Below are 20,513 nucleotides of genomic sequence, written 5' to 3' on the forward strand. Positions count from 1 at the left end.
TCTTTTGTCTGGGTGTCAGGACGTCGTCGCGGCGAAATATGCCGACAGGTCAGGCGCGGTTGGCAGCGCATCGACGGCCTGGAACAGGGTATCCGCCGCGCCGTCGCCCAGCACCGGATCCATCAGTGACGACGCCTTCAGGCGCAGGGCCTTTTCTTGCATGTCCAGATCGGTTGCTGGCGTTCCGACGTCGTAAGCCGACTTAAGCTTTCGTCCGTCGGTGGTTTCGACAACTACATCGACCTGATAACGGGGCCGGACGACGTTATCGTGCACCAATTCGACCTTCTTGCGCAGCGTGCCCAGATCCGCATTCTGCGCCGTCACGTCGGAATACAGATCAAGCGAGGCCGTGTTCGCCCCGTTCAACGCCAGCGCCGCGAGATGGCGGATCGAGAATTTCACATCAAGGCCGGTTTTCGGATCGCGCACGTCACAGACCTTGCTGTGCCCTTCCGGCACATGCAGCCGGACGGCCGATACCGTTTCAGGATCAACAGGCGTTTTCGCCTGAAGCTGGCGCAGCGCCTCTATACTGCTGTGTGTCAGATAGCAGGCGGCATGGTATTTGAAGAGGTTGTCCTCAATCTCCCATTCGGGGCCATTGGCGAGTTCGGGCGAGAAGTCGTCGCTCATCGTCGGGCCGAAGCCCTGATCGCGTTCGAAGATCCCGTCGCGCGATGTGAAGCCCTTTTGGGCCAGACGCGCTGCCAGAACGCCGTTCTGCGCCGCCTTTCCCGCATGCAGAGGCTTGGCCATCGTTCCGAAATTGGCTTTCAGCCCGGCGGATTGAGAGGCCGCGAGCCCAAGCGCATTGCGCGTCTGTTCCGGCGTCAGGCCCATCAGGATCGCACAGCCCGCGGCCGCCGCAACCGCGCCGATTGTCCCCGTGGCGTGAAAGCCGCGGCGGTAATGCAGCTCGCCCATGGCGGCCCCCAGCTGGCCCGCGACCTGATACCCTCCGACAAAGGCACGGATCAGATCGGCACCCGAATGCCCCCCGGCTTCGGCCACGGCCAGCACGGCCGACGCCACGGCCACCGTCGGATGACCATGCATCCGAGAGTTTACGTCGTCATAATCCAGTGCGTGACTGATCGTTCCGTTGACCAGCGCCGCCTGCAATTGCGTCACCCGGCCGGTTTGACCCACAAGCGTGCAGGGTCCGCCGATACTGTCTTCGCAAGCCGTTTCGGTGATGATCGCAGCAAGTGGATCGCGCAGCCCACCGACCGTAACAGCCGCCCAGTCCAGAAGGCAGTGCTGGGCTATGCGAACGATGTGATCCGGCAATTGCACGGTGCGGAACCTATCGCAGGTAGCGCCGATGACCTCGGTCAGCGAGGTCGGGCTTTCCTGCGTCGAAACATCTCTGCGAGCGCGGAGCATATGGTCCATTGTGTTCCTCCCAAAACGATGCATGACCACCGGCCGCCTTCCGCGATCACGCATTGGAGTAATAACGGGGGGTGCGGCGGGTGCCAACATTCGATCAGGTAAGCGATTGCTGATATCACATATGTGCTTTTCGGTGAGATTTTCCCTTTAACGACGTCGTCGTGATCCTGCCCCCAACCTTCCAACTGACTTGGCTCGCGACGCTCCAGTCAGAATTCAAAGGACCTTCGATTTGGACAGCAGTTTTGGAGGGTTACATCGCGGTTCTTGCACGCACACGCTTGGTCATCAGGATCCTGGCACGAGCCGAATGGCCTGCGCTTCGGTATCCTCGGCAAGTGGCGGGGTCTGTACACCCTCATCGTCATCGCCATGATTTCTGTAGGATGTCTTGACCGTTCACCGGCCACAGAGCGTTCGGGAATCACGATGCGACTTACATGACCTTCAGTCGACGGGACTTCTGGACATCCGCGGCCAATCTTCCATCGCTGTGCCGACGAGGCCGGTGGGATTGTGCGGTTCGCAATCCTGCCAAACGCAAAAATCGTCTTCGCGGCGTCGGCACTCAGCATTGGCTTGGAAAGTCCGGTCACCTTCGAACGGAAAGTGGCCTAAACGGGCACTTGGCGCGGCCCTAAAGCGTGACAGGTCCAATCAGCTTTGCGGTACCGCACCCGCGAAACTGCTCTTGGAATCTTTCGATCGAAGGATCCGGATGACAAGGGACAGCGACAGCCATCCCTATGCCGTTTTCATTTCATGTTCTTTTGCGGTCATCCGCGACGGCAATGTCTTCCCGTCGCGAACAGGCCGGTCAGAAATTCACCCTATCGCCGCCCTTGAGCCCAAGGATTTCCCGGGCTTCGGCGGGGTCTGCGACCTCGTTGCCTAGTTCTTCAATCACCCGCCGGACCTTGGCGACCTGTTCCGCGTTGCTCTCGGCAAGCTTGCCACGTGTGATGAAAAGCGAGTCCTCTAGTCCGACGCGCACGTTCCCACCCATCTGGGCCGCTGCCGCCGCCAGTGGGATCTGCGCCGACCCGGCCGCCAGAACCGACCACCGGTAGCTGTCGCCAAAAAGCTTGTCTGCGGTCTTCTTCATAAAGACGAGGTTGTCGATGTCCGCGCCGATCCCACCAAGGATACCCATCACGAACTGAATGAAGATCGGCGCCTTAAACAGCCCCTGATCCATGCAGAACTTGAGGTTGTAAAGATGGCCAACGTCATAGCATTCATGTTCGAATTTCATGTCGTGCGGGGCCAGAGTTTCCGCGGCTTCGCGGATGTCCCGAAAGGTGTTGCGGAAAATGTTGCCGTCGGAATTGGCGACATATTCCTGTTCCCAGTCGAACTTCCAATCGGTGTATCGGGTCGCCAACGGATGGAACGAGAAGTTCATCGAACCCATGTTCATCGAACACATCTCGGCGCTGAAAGTCGCGGCGGGTTTGATCCGGTCCTGAATCGACAGGGTCAGTGAGCCGCCGGTAGAGATGTTCACCACCGCGTCCGTCGACTGTTTGATCCGGTCTAGGAACGGTTTGAAATCCGCCGGGTCAACCGAAGGCGCGCCGTTTTCGTTGTTGCGGGCGTGCAGGTGAAGGATAGAAGCCCCCGCCTCGGCTGCGTCGATCGCCTGCGTGGCGATATCATCGTACGTGTAGGGCAGCGCGTCCGACATGGTCGGCGTATGGATCGCGCCCGTCACGGCGCAGGTGATGACGGTTTTGTTTTTCTTAGCCATAGTCAGACTCCTTTATTTTGCTCTTGGACGCGACGGGACAGCGGGAACAGTTCCCGCCCCGATGCACCACGGATCAGGCCCCAGAGGCCTTTGGGCGATTTCAACATGATCAGAATGGCGACAAGGCCGAGCGCAATAAGGTAGACGGTGCCAAGGTCGGCCAGCGTTTCGCGCAGAAGGAAGTAGACCAGCGTGCCGATGATCGGGCCTTCGACCGTGCCGATGCCGCCGATGACAACGATAAAGATGACAAAGGCCGTCCAGTCGTTGACGCTGAATGCCGCGTCTGGAGAAATGCGGATCTTTTGCAGGAAGATCAGCGCGCCGACCAAAGCGGTCAGGCCGCCCGTGACGACATAGACCACGAACTTGGTGCGCCAGATGTCGATACCAAGCGATTTGGCCGCCAGTTCATTGTCGCGGATCGCGGTGAGTGCCACGCCTTGGCGGGATCTCAGAACCCAGACGACCGCCCCGATCACGATAACCGCCACGCCAAGCGCCAGCCAATAGGCAAGCGCCTCTCGTGCTGACCGTCCATCGGCCAGCGATTTCACGATATTCACAGGAAGCGAAGTGCCCGACCCGCCGCCAAGGGCCGACACCTGAGACGCGGTCAGGCGGAACACCTCGGCAACCACCCATGTGCCGATGGCGAAATAAGCGCCTCGAAGTCTGAAGATCAGCACCGCGACAGGCGCTGCAACCACCGCACCAACGGCGGCCGCGATCGGCAGGGCGACGTAGGGATGGACCCCCCAGAGCATCGTGAGCGCAAAGAACAAATAGCCGCCCAAGCCGACATAGGCCTGCTGCCCGACCGAAACCAAACCGGCATAGCCCGCCATCAGGTTCCAGAGCGACGCGAGCGACATATAGAGGAAGATTTCCCCGAAAAGCCGCAGGTCGGCGCGCGATGCCCAATAGGGCGCGGCGGCCATAACCAGAACGATCAGCGCGGCAAGGACCATCGCAATGGTCGACAGGCGGGTCATGCGGGATACGTGCAACTGGCTCATCCGTCGATCCTCGGGAACAGGCCGCGGGGGCGCACGGCAAGGATAATCAGAAAGACGATGTGCCCCGCCAACACCTGATAACCGGGATTGATCTTGGCCCCGATGGTCTGCGCAACGCCAAGGATGACCCCACCGGCAAGCGTGCCCCAAAGGTTGCCCAGCCCGCCGATGATGACCGCCTCAAACCCGAAGATCAGGCGCGACCCGCCGATGGCCGGATCAAAGGATGTCCGGATGCCAAGGCAGACGCCCGCGACCGCCGTCACCGCCAGCGACAGGGCCATTGCCATGCCAAAGACATGCGATCGGTTCAGTCCCATCAGTTGCGCGATGTCCTGCAGGTCAGAGGTCGCGCGAAACGCCCGGCCAAGCGCCGTGTGATAGAACATCCACTGCAACCCCGCGATCACCGCCACTGCAATCCCGAAGGTCAGCAGCGGCATAACCCCAAGCGTCACCGGACCGACGTCCACGCTGGCCACTTCCAACGCACCGGCCTGAAGTTTCTGCGGATCGGCCGTGTAGGCGAGCAACAGGGCGTTCTGGATAATCACCGACAGGCCAAATGTCACAAGTAGTGGTGGCAGGATGTCCCCGCCCATGGTCTGGTTCAGAACCAGCCGTTGCAGCCCATATCCGAAGGACGCCATGACCGGGACGACCACCACCAGCGCCAGCAAGGGGTGCAATCCCAGCATAACTGCGGCGGTAAGGGCGATATAGGCGCTCAGCACGATCAGATCGCCATGAGCGATATTCACAAGCCGCATGACCCCAAAGATCAATGACAGCCCAGCAGCAAAGAGGGCATAGAGCCCGCCCAGCAGAATTCCTTGTACGACAGCGTTCAGCCAGTCCATTCGTTATACTCCGAAATATGCGCGGCTGATGTCTTCGCGGGCCACTGTGTCGCTGGCGCCTTCCAACGTGACACGGCCTTCCTGAAGGCAGTAAACCCGCGACGAGACGGACAAAGCCTTGGCGATGTCCTGTTCGACGACCACGGCGGTCAGACCTTCGCCGACGATCCCCGGCAACGCCTCGTAAATCGATTTGATGATCACCGGGGCTAGGCCAAGGCTGATTTCGTCCATCAACAGCAGGTCAGGGTTCGACATCAGCGCACGACCAATCGCGACCATCTGCTGTTGCCCCCCAGACAGGGCCGTCGCGGGCACGGCCCGGCGGTCTTCCAGGATCGGGAACAGGTCAAAAACACGCCGCAAGTTCCACGGACCGCTGCGGCCCGATTGCCCGCCGATAATCAGGTTTTCTTCGACCGACAGCGAAGGGAACAACATCCGCCCTTCGGGTACCAGCGCGATCCCCTGCTGCGCCACCTGATCCGCACGCAGCGCGCCGACTGGGTTCCCCTTCCAGCGTACCGCCTCGGGTGCGTTTTTCAGCAGGCCCGAGATCGACCGCATCAACGTCGTCTTACCAGCGCCATTGGCGCCGATTACCGCGATGACCTCACCGGACAGGACCTCCATGTCGACGCCATAAAGCGCCTGAAAATCCCCGTAGTGGGCGTCGAGACCGGAAATCGACAGGATAGGATCAGGCATCAGCTTCGATCCCTAGATAGATTTCCTTGACCTCTTTGCTTTCCATGATGGCGCGTGGCTCTCCTTCGGCGATCTTGCGGCCAAAATCGATGACGATAAGACGGTCCACGACGGCCAGAAGCGCATGGACCACGTGTTCAATCCAGACGATCGAGATGCCGGTTTCCCGCAGCGCCTTGATCGTTCCGATCAGCGATTGGCATTCGTCTTCGGTCAGACCACCGGCGATTTCATCCAGCAGCAGAACCTTCGGTTTCGCGCACATTGCACGGCTTAATTCCAGTCGTTTGCGTTCCAGCAACGTCAGGCTTCCGGCCATAGTATTAGCCTTGGCCAACAGTCCCGTACGCTCAAGCACGTCAAGGCACAGGGCTTCGGCCTCGTGACCGGAAAGCCCTGCCCCCTGCGTCGCGGCGACATAGGTGTTTTCATAGATCGTCATGCCGGAAAACGGCTGTGGCACCTGAAAGCTTCGGGCCAGCCCGGCGCGACACCGTTTGGCCGCAGGCCATTTGGTGATGTCCTGCCCGTCGAACCGGATGCGTCCACCGTCCGGCGGCAAGGTACCCGTCACAAGGTTGAACATGGATGTCTTACCCGCACCGTTGGGGCCAAGCACGCCAAGCGCTTCGCCCTCTTCCAGCGCCCAGGACTGGTCGTCGGCGACAACGACGGCGCCGAACGCTTTCCGTACATTCTGAAGTTCAAGGATAACTGTCATGTCCGTCCGCAATCCGGGGGCGGTTCGTTTTTACGAACCGCCCTGTCGGCCTTATCCCAGCAACTGAAGGTCGCCGGTCGTCGGGATGATCGGTGCAGGGCCATTTGCCACGATTTTCAGATCGATCCCGTCCCCGTCCTTCTGCCACTGGCCTGCGACAAGCGGTGTCTTGGTAACATTCTTGACCGGGCCATTCGACCAGTTCACGTCGCCGACGATAGTCGACATGTTGGTGGCCGCGATGGCTGCAAGGTTGGCTTCATAGTCCTCCGGGTCTTCGGACCGGGACACGACGTCGGCCACCACTTCGAACAGCGCGTGTTTGAATCCGATCGGCTGTGTCCATGGACGGCCCGTTGCTGCGGTATAGCCATCCGCCAGTTCTTTCGCGGAGGCCCCGGTCAGAGACGAATTGAACGGGTGCGACGGCGACCACCAGACCTCGGAACTGAGGCCAATGCCCCGGTCGCCCAGCCCTTCGATCACCGACGGGAAAAGCAGCGCCTTGCCGATCGTGACAATCTTGGGGTTGAACCCCTGTTGCGCGGCCTGAGACCAGAAGGTCGCAAAATCCGGCGGGATCATGTTGCCGGTGACAATCTCGCAGCCCGCATCCTTGAAAGCGTTGATATAGTTCGAAAAGTCATCCGACAGCGGCTGATACCGACCCGGATCGACCAGATCATAGCCCGCGGCGGCCAGCGGCTTGGGCAGGCCCAGTTCCGGATCGCCCCAGGCGTTGCCATCCGCATCGTTCGGGAAAAGCCCGCCGACCGTCTTGGCCACGCCGGAATTGCCCCACATATCCAAGAAGGCGGCGATGACATCTTCGAGGCCCCAGAAGAAGTGGTACGTGTAGTTGAAGCCTTCTGCCGGATTCCCACCGCGACCAAAGAAATAGGGCTGCCACGGGCAGTCGGTCGTGATGCAGGGAACCTCGTTGATCTCGGCCTGATCGGCCACCGGGTTTACCGTGTCAGGGGTCGAGGCGGCGACGATGATGTCGACCTCGTCCGAAAGAATCAGCTCGCTTGCCACTTCGGCGGCACGGTTGGGGTTCGACTGGCTGTCTTTCGAGATGATCTCGATGTTCCACATCTTGCCGTTGTTCTCGATCCCACCAGCAAATTTCTGGGTGATGGCATCGATGATGTACTCGTCAGCTTCGGCAAAACCAGCAAGCGGTCCAGTGCGGGGGCTGACGTGGCCGACCTTAAGCGTCGGATTGGCCGCATAGGCGCGGGTTGCGCGCAGGATTGCCGGGGCGGCAAGGACAGATGCTGTCCCTGATAAAAAGCCCCTTCGGCTGATGGTAAGTTTGGTCATGACACGTTCCTCCCGAGTTGGTGTCTATTTTTCCAATATCGTCTCAAGCCGGCTAAGGTGGGTCGTCACACGATCCCTGACCGCCTGAGCTTCCTCCGGCGTCCAGCGGCGAAAGCCTTCTGAAGACTTCATGCCCAGTTTGCCGTCCGCCACCATCTGTTCCAGCAGCGGCGAAGGGCCGGGCCGATGTTCCAGATCGGCCAGCACCTGATTGTGGATGTCCAGCGTCAGGTCTGTGCCCACCAAGTCCGCGTTTTCCAACGGGCCCAGCACCGACAAACGCCGTCCGAAACAGGATTTCACCACGGTATCCACCGCTTCGGCATCACAGATGCCGCGCTCAACCAGCGAAATCGCTTCGCGCCACAGGGCGTGTTGCATCCGGTTCCCGATGAACCCCGGCACATCCTTTTCGACGCGAACCGGGGTTTTGCCCGCATCCGCCAAAAGCGCCATCGTGGCGTCCATCGCAGCATCGTCGGTCCATTCAGTGCGAATGACCTCGACCAGCGGGATCATGTGGGGGGGGTTCCACCAATGGGTGCCAAGGGCGCGACCTTTGGAGGTTAAACCACCCATGATCTTGGTGATCGGCATCACACTGGTATTTGACGCCAATATGCAATCAGCCGGGGCGTGGGCCTCGATCTCGGCAAAAATTGACTGCTTCAGCTCCAGCTTTTCCGGGGCAGCTTCGAAAACGAACGCCGCCTTTTCAACCGCGCTGGCGGTGTCGGGCATCACTTCGATGCGCTTGAGGATCTTGGCGATCTGGGCATCGTCCTCGCCCATCAGACGCAATGACGCGCTGACCCGGCTTGGCAGCGCGTCGCGCGCTTCGGGGACCGGATCAGTGATGGCGACGTATTGTCCGGCCCGCGCCATAACCAGCGCGATGCCATGACCCATAAGCCCTGCCCCAATGACGGCAATCTGTTGGTTCTTTGCGGTCATCAGATCAGCCTGCCGTGTAGCCGCCGTCGGCATAAAGAATGTGACCGGTGTAGAAATCACAGGCCTTGGACGACAGGAACAGCAGCGGTCCCGCCAGGTCTTCTGGCTCTCCTAGCCGCCCTTTGGGAACGCGGGTCAGAAATCCGTCGCGGACCGCCTTGGCTTCGTCCGTGTCTTCGAACATCCACCCCGTCAGCGGGCTGCGGAACACGGTCGGCGCAATGGCGTTCACAGTGATGCCGGTGGGGCCAAGTTCGCAGCCAAGCGCCTTGGTGATCCCGTCCACAGCCGCCTTGGACGCGCAATAGGCAGTGTAACCTGCCGGATGTCCCAAAAGCCCACGCGCCGACGATACCAGAACGATCTTGCCGCCAGTTCCCTGCGCCTTCATCTGCACCGTCGCAGCCTTGGCCAGCAACCAGCTTTGAGTGACGTTTGCATCCATAACGGTCGTGAAGGTGTCCAAAGACATTTCGTCTATCTTGGCCACCTTGTTCATGCCCGACGCGACAACGAGAATATCAAGCGAGCCGTAAGCATCGACCGCTTTTGCCACCATATCGGTGCAGGCGGCTTCGTCACTGGGGCGGGCGTTGACCTCGGTCACATCCGCACCCATGTCGCGGCATTCATTAGCAATATCGGACAGGGCATCGGCGGACCCGGCCGCCAGCACCAGCTTGCACCCGGCACCCGCTAGCACGCGCGCGGCCACCATACCAAAGGCACCAGATGCCCCGGTGATCAGCGCAACCTTATCTTTGACATCGAACATCGACAGGGGATTGGACATCGCGTTCATTATTTGGCCTCCGGCGGATAAGGGATCACGACCAGCATCTTGCAGACGTGGTTTGACTTGTTTTCGATGCGACGTTCCTGACCGGGCAGCACGGTGCAGCTGTCCATGGCGCGCAGCACTTCGGTCTTGCCGTCCCACTCCAGCGTCATCTCGCCTTCCAGAACGACGTAGACTTTCTCGAACGGGGTGGAGTCGGGCCCTGCCCCTCCGCCCGGTAGGAATTGACTGTAGCCGATCCATTGGTTGGTCGGGCCGCCCTCTTCAAACCCCTGAAGGCGCAGACCTGCGACCCCCCAGTGGTTCGGGGCATCATAGCCCTGGGCGTCTTCGAAGCGTTTAATCAACATGTGAGCCTCTTCACTCCGCCGTAAATTCGACGGTCTTAATGAAATCCAGCATGTCGGTCGTCAGCGACTGATCCGCCGTTCCGATATGCTCGACAATCGAGATGTGGTTGTGTCCTGGAACGCCGGTGACCAGCGGCAGACGTCCATCCCGGGCGGTAAGGCCGTCGATCAGGATCCGGGTCTGGTTCATGATCAGTTCGGGCTCATTCTCTGCGTAGGCAATCAGAACGGGCAATTTGCGACCGTCCAGTGCATTGATAATCGACTGCGCCGCACGGTCCCCGTCCGGCCCGAAGTAAAGCGCATCCCGCTGCGGATCGAGCTCACGCCCCGTCAGATCAATCGCGGGTGGGGAGATCAAAATGACCCCGATAACGCCGTCATCTTCGCGCTGGAATTCCTCATGGAAGGCATAGTCCGCGACATGGACGGATCCAGCCGAATTGCCGGAGAGGAAGACCTTGTCCGGGTCCCCGCCATAGCTTTGGGCATTTTCGGCGATCCACGACAGGACGCCGCTGACGTCTTCGGCCCCGGACGGCCAGGTGGCCTCGGGTGCGAAACGGTAATTCATTGTGATCGTGACCACGCCCTCTCGGGCAAAAGCACGTCCGATATTCTGCGCGCCACCCTTGTCGCCACGCACAAAGCCGCCACCATGGGCAAAGACCATAACCGGCTTCAACACGCTGGTATCCTCAGGTGCGAAGATGTCCAGCTTTTGCCGCTCGTGACCGCCGTAGCTGATGTCACGTTCGACGGTCAGGCCTTCGTCGGTTTCTGTCGCGTGTAGTGGCCCGTACAGCTTCATCGTGCCGCCGACCATCTCGCGGCTAAGTTCTTTGCCAAGTGCGGCCAGTTGCCCTGCGACTTCTGGCGTGGCCGACACCTGAGCGGCGGCTGGCGTGACAAGACCGGCCACGCAGAACGCTGCAATCCCGAACGTCTTCATAGAAAATCCTCCCTTGAAGGGCGGTCTCCCCGCCGCCCGGTTCGCCTGCAGCCCTCTTTCGGGGCACGGGCGAAATGCCGGGGGCAGGCAGCTGCCCCCGGTTCGGTCTTAGAAGCTTTCGCCCGCCTCGATCCGGTAGTTCTGGCCCTTGTCGATCATTGCGACCAAGCGGATGATACAGCCGTCGCCCCGATCCCAATTCCAAGGGAAGAAAGCGAAGGTGCAGCGCTTGCCAGTCACCGCGTCCAAATCGCCACCGACGTTTTCGATCCCAAGGATCCCGTTCTTGAACAGAACGTTGTGGACCGGCTCCCACTCCGGGAAATCTTCTTCCCAGCCACGGCCGCCCGACCATTCCTTATATTCCTGCTCCAGATGCGGCAGCAGCGGACCGTTGCGCTGCGGGCCGATGGCGGTGGCCAGCGGGTGGTCGTTGGCCTGCGTGTCGTGACCGACGACCTTGATCTTCTTCTCGACCATCCATTCACCAGCGGATTTCACAAAGCCGGGGCAATAGGCGAAATAGTCACCGTCTTCGTATCGCTTGTGCCAGCCCGTATTGACGATCAGCACATCACCGGGACGGATCGCATCGCCGCAGGCCTTTTCCAGATCGTCGCCGGTGATCGGCTCCCAGTACTTCTTGGGCATGTCGACAACGATGCCAGTACCGAAGAAATGCGGCAGCGGAACTTCGTCGATGAAGGGCGTGCCCTGAACCACGTGGGCCGGCGCGTCGATATGCGTGGTCGCATGCATCGTCGTGGTGATCCGCTGGCTCAGCACCCCGGATTTCGCCATGTAGTGAATACGCTCGATCTTGGTGTCTTCGAAATAGGGCCAGTTCGGGTTCTGGAAACCGAAGCGATGGCTCAGGTTATAGAACTCGAGTCCCATCGAGTTGTTGGTGTTTTCTTCAAAATCGATGCCGCGGATCGTGACCATCGGGCGCTCCTTTCCTGTTCGCGGACGGACCCTTTGGCCGCCGCGTTCCTTCAATTGAAATGTCTGGATGTTCCTCCCACCCGTCTCGCATAGAGATGCATATGCACCGTATTGTAGTCAATACATTTCCTGCGACTGCGTGCGGGTGTATCACATGGCGGTTCGTTTTTCGCTAGATTTTCTGTGGTATTGATGGCAACAGGGGACAAAGTTGACGATGGAAGGCCCAGATGAACGATATCGAAAATGCGCCTAAGGCCATGCAACGAAACGGAATTCAGGTCATTGGAAGGGCTGCTACAATTCTGCGGACGTTGCGCGATGATCCGACTGGTATGTCGCTTGGCCAGATCGCAGAGAAAGTTGGACTGGCCCGCTCAACGGTGCAGCGAATCGTGGCGGCGCTTCAGGATGAACGTTTGGTCATCATGCTGGGCAACGGCGGTTTCCGTCTTGGACCCGAGGTCACCAGCCTAGCCAAAGCGGCCAGTTTCGACACGGTAGAACTGTGCCGCCCCTGCCTGATCGAACTGGCCCAATCTACTGGCGAGACTGCAGACCTGTCGGTCCTTCGCGGTGAACAGATCATCTTTCTGGATCAGGTTCCGGGCAGCCATCGCCTGCGCACGATTTCCGCGGTGGGTGATGTTTTCCCGCTGGCCACCACGGCGAACGGTAAGGCAGCGCTGTCCCTGCTGACCACCGAAGAGGCGCGCGCGCGGGCCAGCCGTGAATGGGAAAAAGCCGGACTGCCCGATCGCTGGAGCGAGCTGGGCCCAGAATTGGAAACCATCCGCCAAGACCGGCTGGCCTTTGACATCGGCGAACACACGGATGGGATCTGTGCGGTCGGAACAGCGTTCAGGGCGCCGGGTGGTGGCATCCACGCCATTTCCGTCCCGGTCCCCGCGACCCGGTTCGACCGCGAAAAGGAGCGTGTCGTAACCGAATTGCAGAACGCGGCACGGCGCATCAAGCAGCTACTGGGCGATCAGGAAGGTTGATCCTGCAAGCCGTGCCGGACCCATAAATCAGGTCCGGCACCAGCAGGGGGTCAAAGTCCCAGAAGACTCCGCGCATTCTGGTGGCAAACCTTCTGACGCTCGTCATCGCTTAGCGGGGCAGCTTCGATCCATTTGCCTGCCTCTTCGGGGTGCTCAAACGGGTAATCGACGCTGAACATGATGCGATCCTGGCCCATAGCGTCGATGGAACACCGCAGCGGGACGTCGTCACACATGCCAGACGTCGTCAGCCAGATATTGCGTTTGAAATAATCCGATGGCTTCAGATCCAGCGTCATGTCGCCCCGGTTCGAAATCTCCCACCGGCTGTCCAGACGCCACAGCATGAAGGGAAGATTTTCACCCAGATGGCCAAGGATCAGTTTGGCCCCGGGGAAACGATCAAAGGTCCCCGAAAACACCAATCGCAGGGCATGGGTCGCGGTTTCGACCGTCCATGACCAGACAGGACCATATAGTTCCGGGTGGTCGTGGTACATATGCACACGTTCTGGCGGGTTGTTGGGATGGATATATATCGGCGCCTCCAAATCGGCCGCGCGTTCCCAGAATACCGCATAGCGGTCGTCGTCCAGATAGGTGCCGCCCGTTTGACCGTTGATCATGGCACCCTGCATTCCAAGGTCTTTGACGCAGCGCTCTAGTTCGTCTGCAGCCCCGGCCGGATCCTGCATGGCAAGATGTGCAAAGCCGCCATAGCGGTCGGGTTTCTTCGCCATTTCCTCGGCCAGAAAGTCGTTGACCTTTCTGGCAAGCTGCACCGCCGTATCGACCCGCTTTTCTGCCTGAACCCCCGGCCCGGACAGCGACAACACGGCTTTTTCAACCCCGATGCTGTCCATCGCCTCGATCCGGCGATCACCGAAATCCAACAGCGCGTCCTTCGCCTTGCCGAACAGCGCGGGCGAGATATTCGTCGAAGTAGTGGCAAAGTATTGGACGAAATCCGGGTGCATGAAGTGCTCTTCAAGCGCAATTTTTGGCGTCTGGCTCATCGTCTTTCCTTACAGTTCGAAGATTTTCTTTTCGGTTTTGTGCAGGCAATCGCCGGGGCCATCCGGCCCGATCATGTAATTGTCGCAAATCACGGCAAACACCGTCCCATCGTCGTAGCCCGGGTGCACTGCGAACAGCATGCCCTCGGCCAGCGGTAGGGTTTCGTCGTGGCGGATCAGTGGCCTTTCGACCATTTCACACCCCTGCCCGTGCGCATAAAGCCGGGTTTCCGGCGGCAGACCGCGGGCGACCATCCAATCATCATGCGCCTTGGCAATCGCCGCGGGATCCGCGCCGGGTTTCATCAGTGACAGCGTGTTGTCCTGCGCTGCCAGCACATTGGCGAAAGCTTCGTGCAAATGATCCTGTGCCTTGCCCAGAACCATGGTACGCGCGATTTCCAAGTAGGCGCCGCCGGGGCCGTTGACCTCGATCAGCACCGACATGTGGTCGCCTTTGGCCAATTCGCGTTCCTGAAAATGACGCCCCATGAACCGCGATGGTTCGCCCTGCCGGGCCGACATGCCCAAAACGATCCCCTGATCGCTGCCAAGACGGCGGGCGTGCGCCTCGGCATGGGCGGCCACATCGCGGTCGGTCATGCCGGGCCGGATGAAATCGCACAGTTCCGCAAAAACCTTGTCCTGCATCAGAGCGATCTGTTCGATCAGTGCGATTTCTTCCGCGCTTTTCACCGCCTTGACCGCGTCCAGCGGATCGCTGGCATCCGCGACCTGAAATCCCGCTTTCAGCGCGGCCATCATGCCATAAGGAAAGCTGGCCGGAGACAGGGCGCCGATGCGCTGAACCCCGGCGTCCGTCAAAGCTTCGATCATTAGACTGGTGTCATAATCGACCGTGTAGTGGATTGAATGGAATGACGGTGTGCCCAGAACACGCTCGACTCCGCGGTCATGCGGCAAAGGGCCTCGGTCTGTCCCGAACGCCCCCATTTCGATCACCACCATCGGACGGTCGGCAAAGAAAATGACGGTACGGGGATAGCCGTTCAACGCGGGCACATCCGTGAACCAGCGGACGTATCCCCCGATCCAGTCTTCACGCCCGTGCATGATCAGCGCCTCTAGTCCCTCGGCCTCCATCACCCGGCGGGCCAATGACCAGCGGCGTTCCATTTCCGTGTCGGAAATCGGTGAAATTGTCACGGGTCCATCCTCCCCTTCAGCGCATCGACCCCACCTTCAAGGTAGACAGCCATATTTGAGGCAACGATCGGCAGCGCCTGTTCGTGGTACACATCTGCGAAACCGCCCAGATGCGGCGTGATGATCAGCCCTTCCTGAGACCAAAGCGGGCTTTCTGCAGGCAGCGGTTCCTGCGAAAAGACATCCAGCGCGGCCCCGGCGATCGTGCCGTTGGCAAGCGCCGCCGCCACTGCGTTTTCGTCCAGACACCCCCCGCGGCTAAGGTTGATCAGATGCGCCGTCGGTTTCATGGCCTTCAAAGCCTCTGCATCGATCAGATTGTGCGTCTCGGGCGTGTAGGGCGTTAGCAGAACGACAAAGTCCGCCTCTGCTAGCGCATCGTGCAGCCGATCCCGAGGAAAGGTCCGTGCAAAACCGGGCACCGAGGCGCGTCCGGTCACACCTGTCACAGTCATCCCGAACGCGTTCAGAAGGCCTGCGAGGTGTTCAGAGATTGCGCCGACCCCAACCAGGCAAGCGGTTTTTCCGGCCAGCAAAGGTTGCGGCCAGCGCTCCCACGTTTTGGTTTTCTGGTTGTCCTGCACAGCGGGAAAATTCCGCGCCGAGGCCATCATCAGCAGAATAGCCATCTCCGACATCTGCGGCCCGTGGATACCCTTGCAGTTGGTGACTGCGATCCCATCGAGCGACATCAAATTGTCGACCCCAGTGGTCAGCGCCTGAATCCACCGCAGATCAGAGGCCGCCGCAATCAGCTCGGGCGTGACATAAGGTGCCAGCGCTACGATCACCTCGGTCCCGGGGGCCTTTTCAAGCGCGTCATCAATGCTGGTCGCGGTTATATAGTCAGGCCCCGGGACCTGATTTTGCAGTCTTGAGGCATAGTAATCGGCCTGGCTGTCAAAGATAAGGACCCGCATCAATAAAGAACTCCCGGCAACCAAAGCGCCAGCGCCGGCGCGATGAATAGCATCGCGATCAGCAGCAAGGGTGCGATCAGGAACGGTGTGATCCCCTTGTAGATGTCTTTCATCGCAAGGTCGGGCACCTGCGCGCGGATAATGAACAGGTTCATACCGACAGGCGGCGTGATCAGACCCAGTTCGACCAGCAGCACCACCAACACACCGAACCAGATCGGGTCAAAGCCGTAGCCGACCACCACCGGCAGGAAGACCGGAACCGTGATCAGGACCATGCCGATGCCTTCAAGGAAACATCCAAGAACAATGTAAATCACGACGATCAGGGCCATGACGACCCAGACGCTTAGCTGTGCATCCTGCGCAAGGCGCAGCAGGGTGTCCGGCAGCCGTGTCTGCACGACAAAGACCGAAAACATGGTGGCCCCGATGATGATCATGAAAAGCGCACAAGAGATCAGGACGCTGCTGCGAACCGAGGCGACCAGCCCCGCCAGATCAAGGCTCCGGTTGAGGAACCCCAGAACAATGGCACCGAAGGCCCCGATTGATGCGGCTTCGGTCGGGCTGAAAAGGCCAGCGTAGATGCCGCCGATGGTCAGGGTGAACAGCAGGATGAACTGCCACGGATCTTTCAGCGCTTTGAGCCGTTCCTTCAGGCTGGCCGCAGGATCCTTCGGCGCAGCCCCGGATCGCTGCGCAACCCAGATCGCCACGGCAACGTAAAACAGCAACAGCAGAATGCCGGGCAGCATAGAGGCCGCAAACAGTCGGGCCACCGAAGTTTCAGTGATCGACCCGTAAATCACGAGGATAATGGACGGCGGAATCAGGATGCCAAGCGATCCGCCCGCGGCAACAGAGGCAGCCGAGAAACTTTGCCGGTATCCGGCCTTTTTCATTTCGGGCATGGCAATGCGTGTCATGCTGGCCGCCGTGGCAACCGAAGACCCGCAAATTGCACCAAACGCGCCCGACGCGGCGATGGCCGCGACCGCAAGCCCACCGCGCAGCCCCGACAACAGCACACGGGCGGCATTGAACAACTCGGACGAGATGCGCGATCCGGTTGCGATTTCTCCCATCAGGATGAACAGCGGAATGACCGAGAGGTTATAGTTCGACGCCACGTCGAATACCGTGGTGCCAGCAGTGAACTTGGCGAACATCACGCTATTCAACAGCGCGTTGCCCCCCACCCCGATCAGCGCAAGGGCAAGCCAAACCGGCTGACGCAGGAACAGCAGGATCAAAAGTAGGCCGACGCCGCTGAGGCCAAGCGCGAAACTGCTCACAACCCGCCCTCCTCATCCGGCGCAGACGATGGACGACGCGCGGCAGCCGTAAGCTGCACCAAGAACGCCCAACCGATCCCGATCAGACCGACGAACGCAACGACCCAGAGCGGCCATTTCGGAATGCCCAGTTCCAATGACTGCTCACCCCAGTTCCACGCGTCCATGGCGGGCGCGATCATGGACCAGCCGAAAAAGGCAAAGATCAAAAGGCCCAGCAAGGCTGCAACCACCCCGATCACGCGCAATGCGAATGGGGGTAGAAAACCATCGATAAGGTCAATCAGGATTTCACGCCGGGTCGCGACGACCGGCGCGATGCCAAAGAAGGTCATGATCAGCAACGAAATGCTGACGACGTCATAAGCCCCCTGAACGGGAAAATTAAACACTGCCCTCAGTACGACATCGGCGACAACCACCAACATCATTACAATCAGTCCCAGACCAGCAATACCGTGCATAAAACGGATCACGACGCCAGATTTTTCGATTTGCTCTGCCATGCAACGCCTCCGGTCGGACCCGGCCCGATCATATTGCGGGCCGGGTCACCTGTTATTTGGTGTAGGCGTCTACGAAAGACTGAGCGTCACCGCCGACGCCGCTGATCGCCCCGTCAACAATGCCGCTGAAGGTCTTCTTCAACTCTGCCTGTTGGTCGTCGCTAAGCTGAACGATGTTCACACCCGCATCGACCATGTACTGGCGACCTTCGGTCTCGCCTTCGTCCCACATTTCACCGAACCAAGCAGCGCGATCCGGTCCGGTCGTTTCGTCCACGATCTTCTGCATCTCTGGCGTCAGACGATTGTAGGCGGCATCGGACATCACCACCGCGAAGGTTGCTGAAGCAAGGCCCGGCTCCATCGAATAATTCGACACTGGCGCCAGATCGAAAGCCTTTGCTGCTTCGAACGGGAAGGATGCACCGTCAATTACGCCCTTACCCATTGCATCCGCAGACTCGGCAGGCGGCACGGGAACAGGCGATGCGCCAAGCGCCTCAAAGATGGCTTGCCATGTGGATCCGGCATAGCGCAGTCGCTTGCCCTCAAGATTGCTTAGATCACTCGGGTCGGTATCTGCGAAATGCACTTTCAACGGCGGCGTCACCGCAAGCCACAGGATGCGCGTCCCGTCGTGTTCACTGGCCAGATACTCAGGCGCCAGTTCCGTCAGGCGGCGCGACATTGTTGAGCTGTCATCACCCGCAGAAGGATGGGTCAGCGGCAGGCCCGCAAGTTCGGTCATCGGGAAGCGGCCCGGGGTCAGCCCGTGCAGAAAGATGCCGATATCTGCCCCACCGGACCGGACAAGGTCGAACTGGCGCGGCGGCGGCCCAAGTTGCGCGGCTGGGAAAACTTCTACCGTCAGCTCCCCGCCTGATTTCTCGCTGATTTCTTCACCCCACGCCGTAATGGCCCGCACGAAGGTGTGCATCGGCGGCAAAAAGGTCGTGACCTTCAGTGTCTCGGCGGCAACCGGGGATGTCATCCCCGCCGTGATCAGCGCCAAGGCTGCTGCAGAATTCCAGAATTTCATTTTCTTCTCTCCCTGAAAGCGAACGTTCCCGCCGATCAACGCGACATGTCCGGTGCAACGCTGACGGGACGGCGCATTCAGGTCGGTCGAAATGTTCGCATGTGAGGCCCGGCAAAATGCCCTGCCCACCTGTTCGTGATGACGGGCATCTCCTCATACCCGTCCCACAAAGAGATGCACATGCACCGCACTGCAGTCAACAAATATCCGTAAAAGAATGCAGTCGTATCACAATGCGGATCAGTCGGAGAGTCGAGAGTCACGCATTTCGCAAAGCTTCGCTGGCCCCTTGCCCCCTATCGAATAGCACACCGAGACGTCACTGGGGCTTGTTTCTCATGAGATTTCACTACCGCAGAAGCCGCCACAGATAACCGTGCCGTGTCAGCCCCTAGTCTGTGATAGCCCAGTTGACCGAGCGGACTATCAAACCCCGGGGCTTTGTCAGGGTGTTGCCGCCCAGACTCAGCTTGGCGCAAAACTTGTCACTCAGGCGGCCAACACTGTGACATAGCCAACCCACGAGTCGAACGCATCGTATCTCACGTGGTGGCGGCCTTGTTTCGCCGAGATTGGACAAGAATGTCGAGGATGTCACCGTTCGCATCAACCGTATGCCGCAGCCAAAGTGTCTTGCCATTGATCCGGACGACACTCTACGGAAGCCTGTGATCCGCGACAAATTTTCGATGGCTAACATGGTGCTGAACTACAACGGCCCTGCGACGTCAGCACCCTGACAAAGCAACGCTCGCACCACTCCACGGCCGTGTTAATCCAGCGTTCGATCCGTCGGTAAGATGGTCAATCCGTACCGGTGCTTGGCCCAACCCCACAAACCGCGTTTGTCTACAAGCATGACGGCAATTGCGATGGCCCCCATCAGCATCAGGTACCACGATCCCCAGTCCGCTGCGATTTCGCGAAGTGCGAAGAATACAATCACACCGATGATCGGCCCTTCGATCGTGCCAATCCCGCCGATGACGACGATGAATATCACGAAAGCCGTCCAGTCGTTCAGGCTGAAGGCGGCTTCGGGCGTGATCCGCAACTTTTGCAAGAAGATAAAGCTACCTGCGAGCGCGGTAATCCCAGAGGTTACGACGTAGATCAGGAACTTCACCCGACGGGTGTTTACGCCAATCGTCTCTGCCGCAAGTTCGCTGTCGCGGATCGCTGTCAGGGCAAGGCCCCATTTTGACCGCAGCAGCAGCCAGACGAATAGGACCGAGGATATGCCGATCCCGAACGCCATATAATACATCGTCATTTCTATGGCTTGCCGATCGCCAAGGCCGCGTACGATTTGGACTGGCAACGAAATTCCAGACCCTCCGCCCAAGGCACCGACCTGTGCGGCGATCAGGCGGAAAACTTCGGCGATCACCCAGGTGCCGATGGCGAAGTAAGCGCCGTTCAACCGGAAGGCAATCCAACCGGTCGGCAGCGCGATTAGGGCCGTAAGCACCGCGGCGGCCCCCATCGCCGCGATCACGGGCAAGCCGCCAAAGATCGCGAAGGCAAAGAACAGATAGCCCCCAAGCCCGACGAAAGCCTGCTGTCCAACCGAAACGAGACCGGTATATCCCGCCAGCAAGTTCCACATCTGCGCCAGCGCAAGATAGGCCAGCGCCTCCATCAGCAGCCGAAGGTCTGCGCGGCCCGCCCACCATGGCGCGACTGCAAGAGCCATAACGGCGATCAAAAGGATCGCTGCCGGAATCAGTCGCGCCAGCGACGCGCGGTTTTCCAAGTTTCCAAGATCGGTCGTCGCCATG

General features: G+C 59.7%; 20 protein-coding genes and 1 pseudogene. 1 reads left to right on the plus strand and 20 read right to left on the minus strand.

Going from position 1 to position 20,513, the window contains the following annotated elements; genetic code table 11:
• Window positions 1-15 precede the first annotated feature (15 nt).
• The 12 genes from ACI3GR_RS15570 to ACI3GR_RS15625 all read right to left on the minus strand — a co-directional run bounded on the left by ACI3GR_RS15570 (window position 16) and on the right by ACI3GR_RS15625 (window position 11,782).
• The gene (locus ACI3GR_RS15570) at window positions 16-1,398 is read right to left on the minus strand and encodes an MmgE/PrpD family protein (RefSeq protein ID WP_407495827.1); all 1,383 of its coding nucleotides are present in this window, start codon (window positions 1,396-1,398) and stop codon (window positions 16-18) included.
• Window positions 1,399-2,215: 817 nt separating this feature from the next.
• Window positions 2,216-3,148, minus strand: coding sequence for a 3,5-dioxohexanoate:acetyl-CoA acetone transferase (kce, locus tag ACI3GR_RS15575; RefSeq protein ID WP_407495829.1), 933 nt, complete (start codon window positions 3,146-3,148; stop codon window positions 2,216-2,218).
• 2 nt (window positions 3,149-3,150) lie between these two features.
• Entirely contained in the window at window positions 3,151-4,167 is a 1,017-nt protein-coding gene (locus ACI3GR_RS15580) for a branched-chain amino acid ABC transporter permease (RefSeq protein ID WP_407495830.1), read from the minus strand.
• Complete coding sequence (locus ACI3GR_RS15585; RefSeq protein WP_407495833.1) at window positions 4,164-5,027, minus strand: branched-chain amino acid ABC transporter permease; 864 nt, start codon at window positions 5,025-5,027, stop codon at window positions 4,164-4,166. The genes ACI3GR_RS15580 and ACI3GR_RS15585 overlap by 4 nt, the downstream gene beginning before the upstream one ends.
• 3 nt (window positions 5,028-5,030) lie before the next feature.
• Complete coding sequence (locus tag ACI3GR_RS15590) at window positions 5,031-5,735, minus strand: ABC transporter ATP-binding protein (RefSeq protein WP_407495835.1); 705 nt, start codon at window positions 5,733-5,735, stop codon at window positions 5,031-5,033.
• A complete protein-coding gene (locus ACI3GR_RS15595) occupies window positions 5,728-6,456 on the minus strand; it encodes an ABC transporter ATP-binding protein (protein WP_407495837.1) in 729 nt (242 codons plus the stop codon). The genes ACI3GR_RS15590 and ACI3GR_RS15595 overlap by 8 nt, the downstream gene beginning before the upstream one ends.
• Window positions 6,457-6,507: 51 nt before the next feature.
• Window positions 6,508-7,782: an ABC transporter substrate-binding protein gene (locus ACI3GR_RS15600; RefSeq protein ID WP_407495840.1), complete on the minus strand. Its 1,275-nt coding sequence runs from the start codon at window positions 7,780-7,782 to the stop codon at window positions 6,508-6,510.
• Between the two features lie 24 nt (window positions 7,783-7,806).
• Window positions 7,807-8,736, minus strand: a complete 930-nt coding sequence (locus ACI3GR_RS15605; protein ID WP_407495842.1) for a 3-hydroxyacyl-CoA dehydrogenase family protein — start codon at window positions 8,734-8,736, stop codon at window positions 7,807-7,809.
• Window positions 8,737-8,740: 4 nt separating this feature from the next.
• Window positions 8,741-9,538: an SDR family NAD(P)-dependent oxidoreductase gene (locus ACI3GR_RS15610; protein ID WP_407495845.1), complete on the minus strand. Its 798-nt coding sequence runs from the start codon at window positions 9,536-9,538 to the stop codon at window positions 8,741-8,743.
• A complete protein-coding gene (locus ACI3GR_RS15615; protein ID WP_407495847.1) occupies window positions 9,538-9,885 on the minus strand; it encodes a cupin domain-containing protein in 348 nt (115 codons plus the stop codon). The genes ACI3GR_RS15610 and ACI3GR_RS15615 overlap by 1 nt, the downstream gene beginning before the upstream one ends.
• A 10-nt stretch (window positions 9,886-9,895) precedes the next feature.
• Window positions 9,896-10,837 carry an alpha/beta hydrolase gene (locus tag ACI3GR_RS15620; protein ID WP_407495849.1) on the minus strand — a complete coding sequence of 314 codons (942 nt, stop codon included), beginning with the start codon at window positions 10,835-10,837 and terminating at the stop codon, window positions 9,896-9,898.
• Window positions 10,838-10,945: 108 nt separating this feature from the next.
• A complete protein-coding gene (locus ACI3GR_RS15625; protein WP_407495852.1) occupies window positions 10,946-11,782 on the minus strand; it encodes a cyclase family protein in 837 nt (278 codons plus the stop codon).
• Window positions 11,783-12,012: 230 nt separating this feature from the next.
• On the opposite strand from ACI3GR_RS15625, the gene ACI3GR_RS15630 reads away from it, so the two are divergent.
• Window positions 12,013-12,786, plus strand: a complete 774-nt coding sequence (locus tag ACI3GR_RS15630) for an IclR family transcriptional regulator (RefSeq protein WP_407495854.1) — start codon at window positions 12,013-12,015, stop codon at window positions 12,784-12,786.
• Between the two features lie 50 nt (window positions 12,787-12,836).
• Here ACI3GR_RS15630 and ACI3GR_RS15635 read toward each other — a convergent pair whose 3' ends face one another.
• The 8 genes and pseudogenes from ACI3GR_RS15635 to ACI3GR_RS15665 form a co-directional block, all read right to left on the minus strand.
• Window positions 12,837-13,802, minus strand: coding sequence for an amidohydrolase family protein (locus tag ACI3GR_RS15635; RefSeq protein WP_407495856.1), 966 nt, complete (start codon window positions 13,800-13,802; stop codon window positions 12,837-12,839).
• Between the two features lie 9 nt (window positions 13,803-13,811).
• Window positions 13,812-14,969, minus strand: coding sequence for a M24 family metallopeptidase (locus ACI3GR_RS15640; protein ID WP_407495859.1), 1,158 nt, complete (start codon window positions 14,967-14,969; stop codon window positions 13,812-13,814).
• Window positions 14,966-15,889 (minus strand): D-2-hydroxyacid dehydrogenase, encoded by a 924-nt coding sequence (locus tag ACI3GR_RS15645; RefSeq protein WP_407495862.1) that lies wholly within the window; start codon window positions 15,887-15,889, stop codon window positions 14,966-14,968. The genes ACI3GR_RS15640 and ACI3GR_RS15645 overlap by 4 nt, the downstream gene beginning before the upstream one ends.
• Window positions 15,889-17,187, minus strand: a complete 1,299-nt coding sequence (locus ACI3GR_RS15650) for a TRAP transporter large permease (protein WP_407495865.1) — start codon at window positions 17,185-17,187, stop codon at window positions 15,889-15,891. Before ACI3GR_RS15650 ends, ACI3GR_RS15645 begins: the two co-directional genes overlap by 1 nt.
• Window positions 17,184-17,693 (minus strand): TRAP transporter small permease, encoded by a 510-nt coding sequence (locus tag ACI3GR_RS15655; RefSeq protein WP_407495867.1) that lies wholly within the window; start codon window positions 17,691-17,693, stop codon window positions 17,184-17,186. The genes ACI3GR_RS15650 and ACI3GR_RS15655 overlap by 4 nt, the downstream gene beginning before the upstream one ends.
• Before the next feature lie 52 nt (window positions 17,694-17,745).
• Window positions 17,746-18,732 carry a TRAP transporter substrate-binding protein gene (locus ACI3GR_RS15660; RefSeq protein ID WP_407495869.1) on the minus strand — a complete coding sequence of 329 codons (987 nt, stop codon included), beginning with the start codon at window positions 18,730-18,732 and terminating at the stop codon, window positions 17,746-17,748.
• A gap of 551 nt (window positions 18,733-19,283) precedes the next feature.
• Window positions 19,284-19,385 (minus strand): annotated as a pseudogene (locus tag ACI3GR_RS20150) (IS6 family transposase); the annotation flags it as partial.
• 119 nt (window positions 19,386-19,504) lie between these two features.
• Complete coding sequence (locus ACI3GR_RS15665) at window positions 19,505-20,512, minus strand: branched-chain amino acid ABC transporter permease (RefSeq protein WP_407495871.1); 1,008 nt, start codon at window positions 20,510-20,512, stop codon at window positions 19,505-19,507.
• Window position 20,513 lies beyond the last annotated feature (1 nt).

Source organism: Pseudooceanicola aestuariicola (assembly GCF_045763785.1).
In the GTDB taxonomy this organism is placed as follows: Bacteria; Pseudomonadota; Alphaproteobacteria; order Rhodobacterales; family Rhodobacteraceae; genus Pseudooceanicola.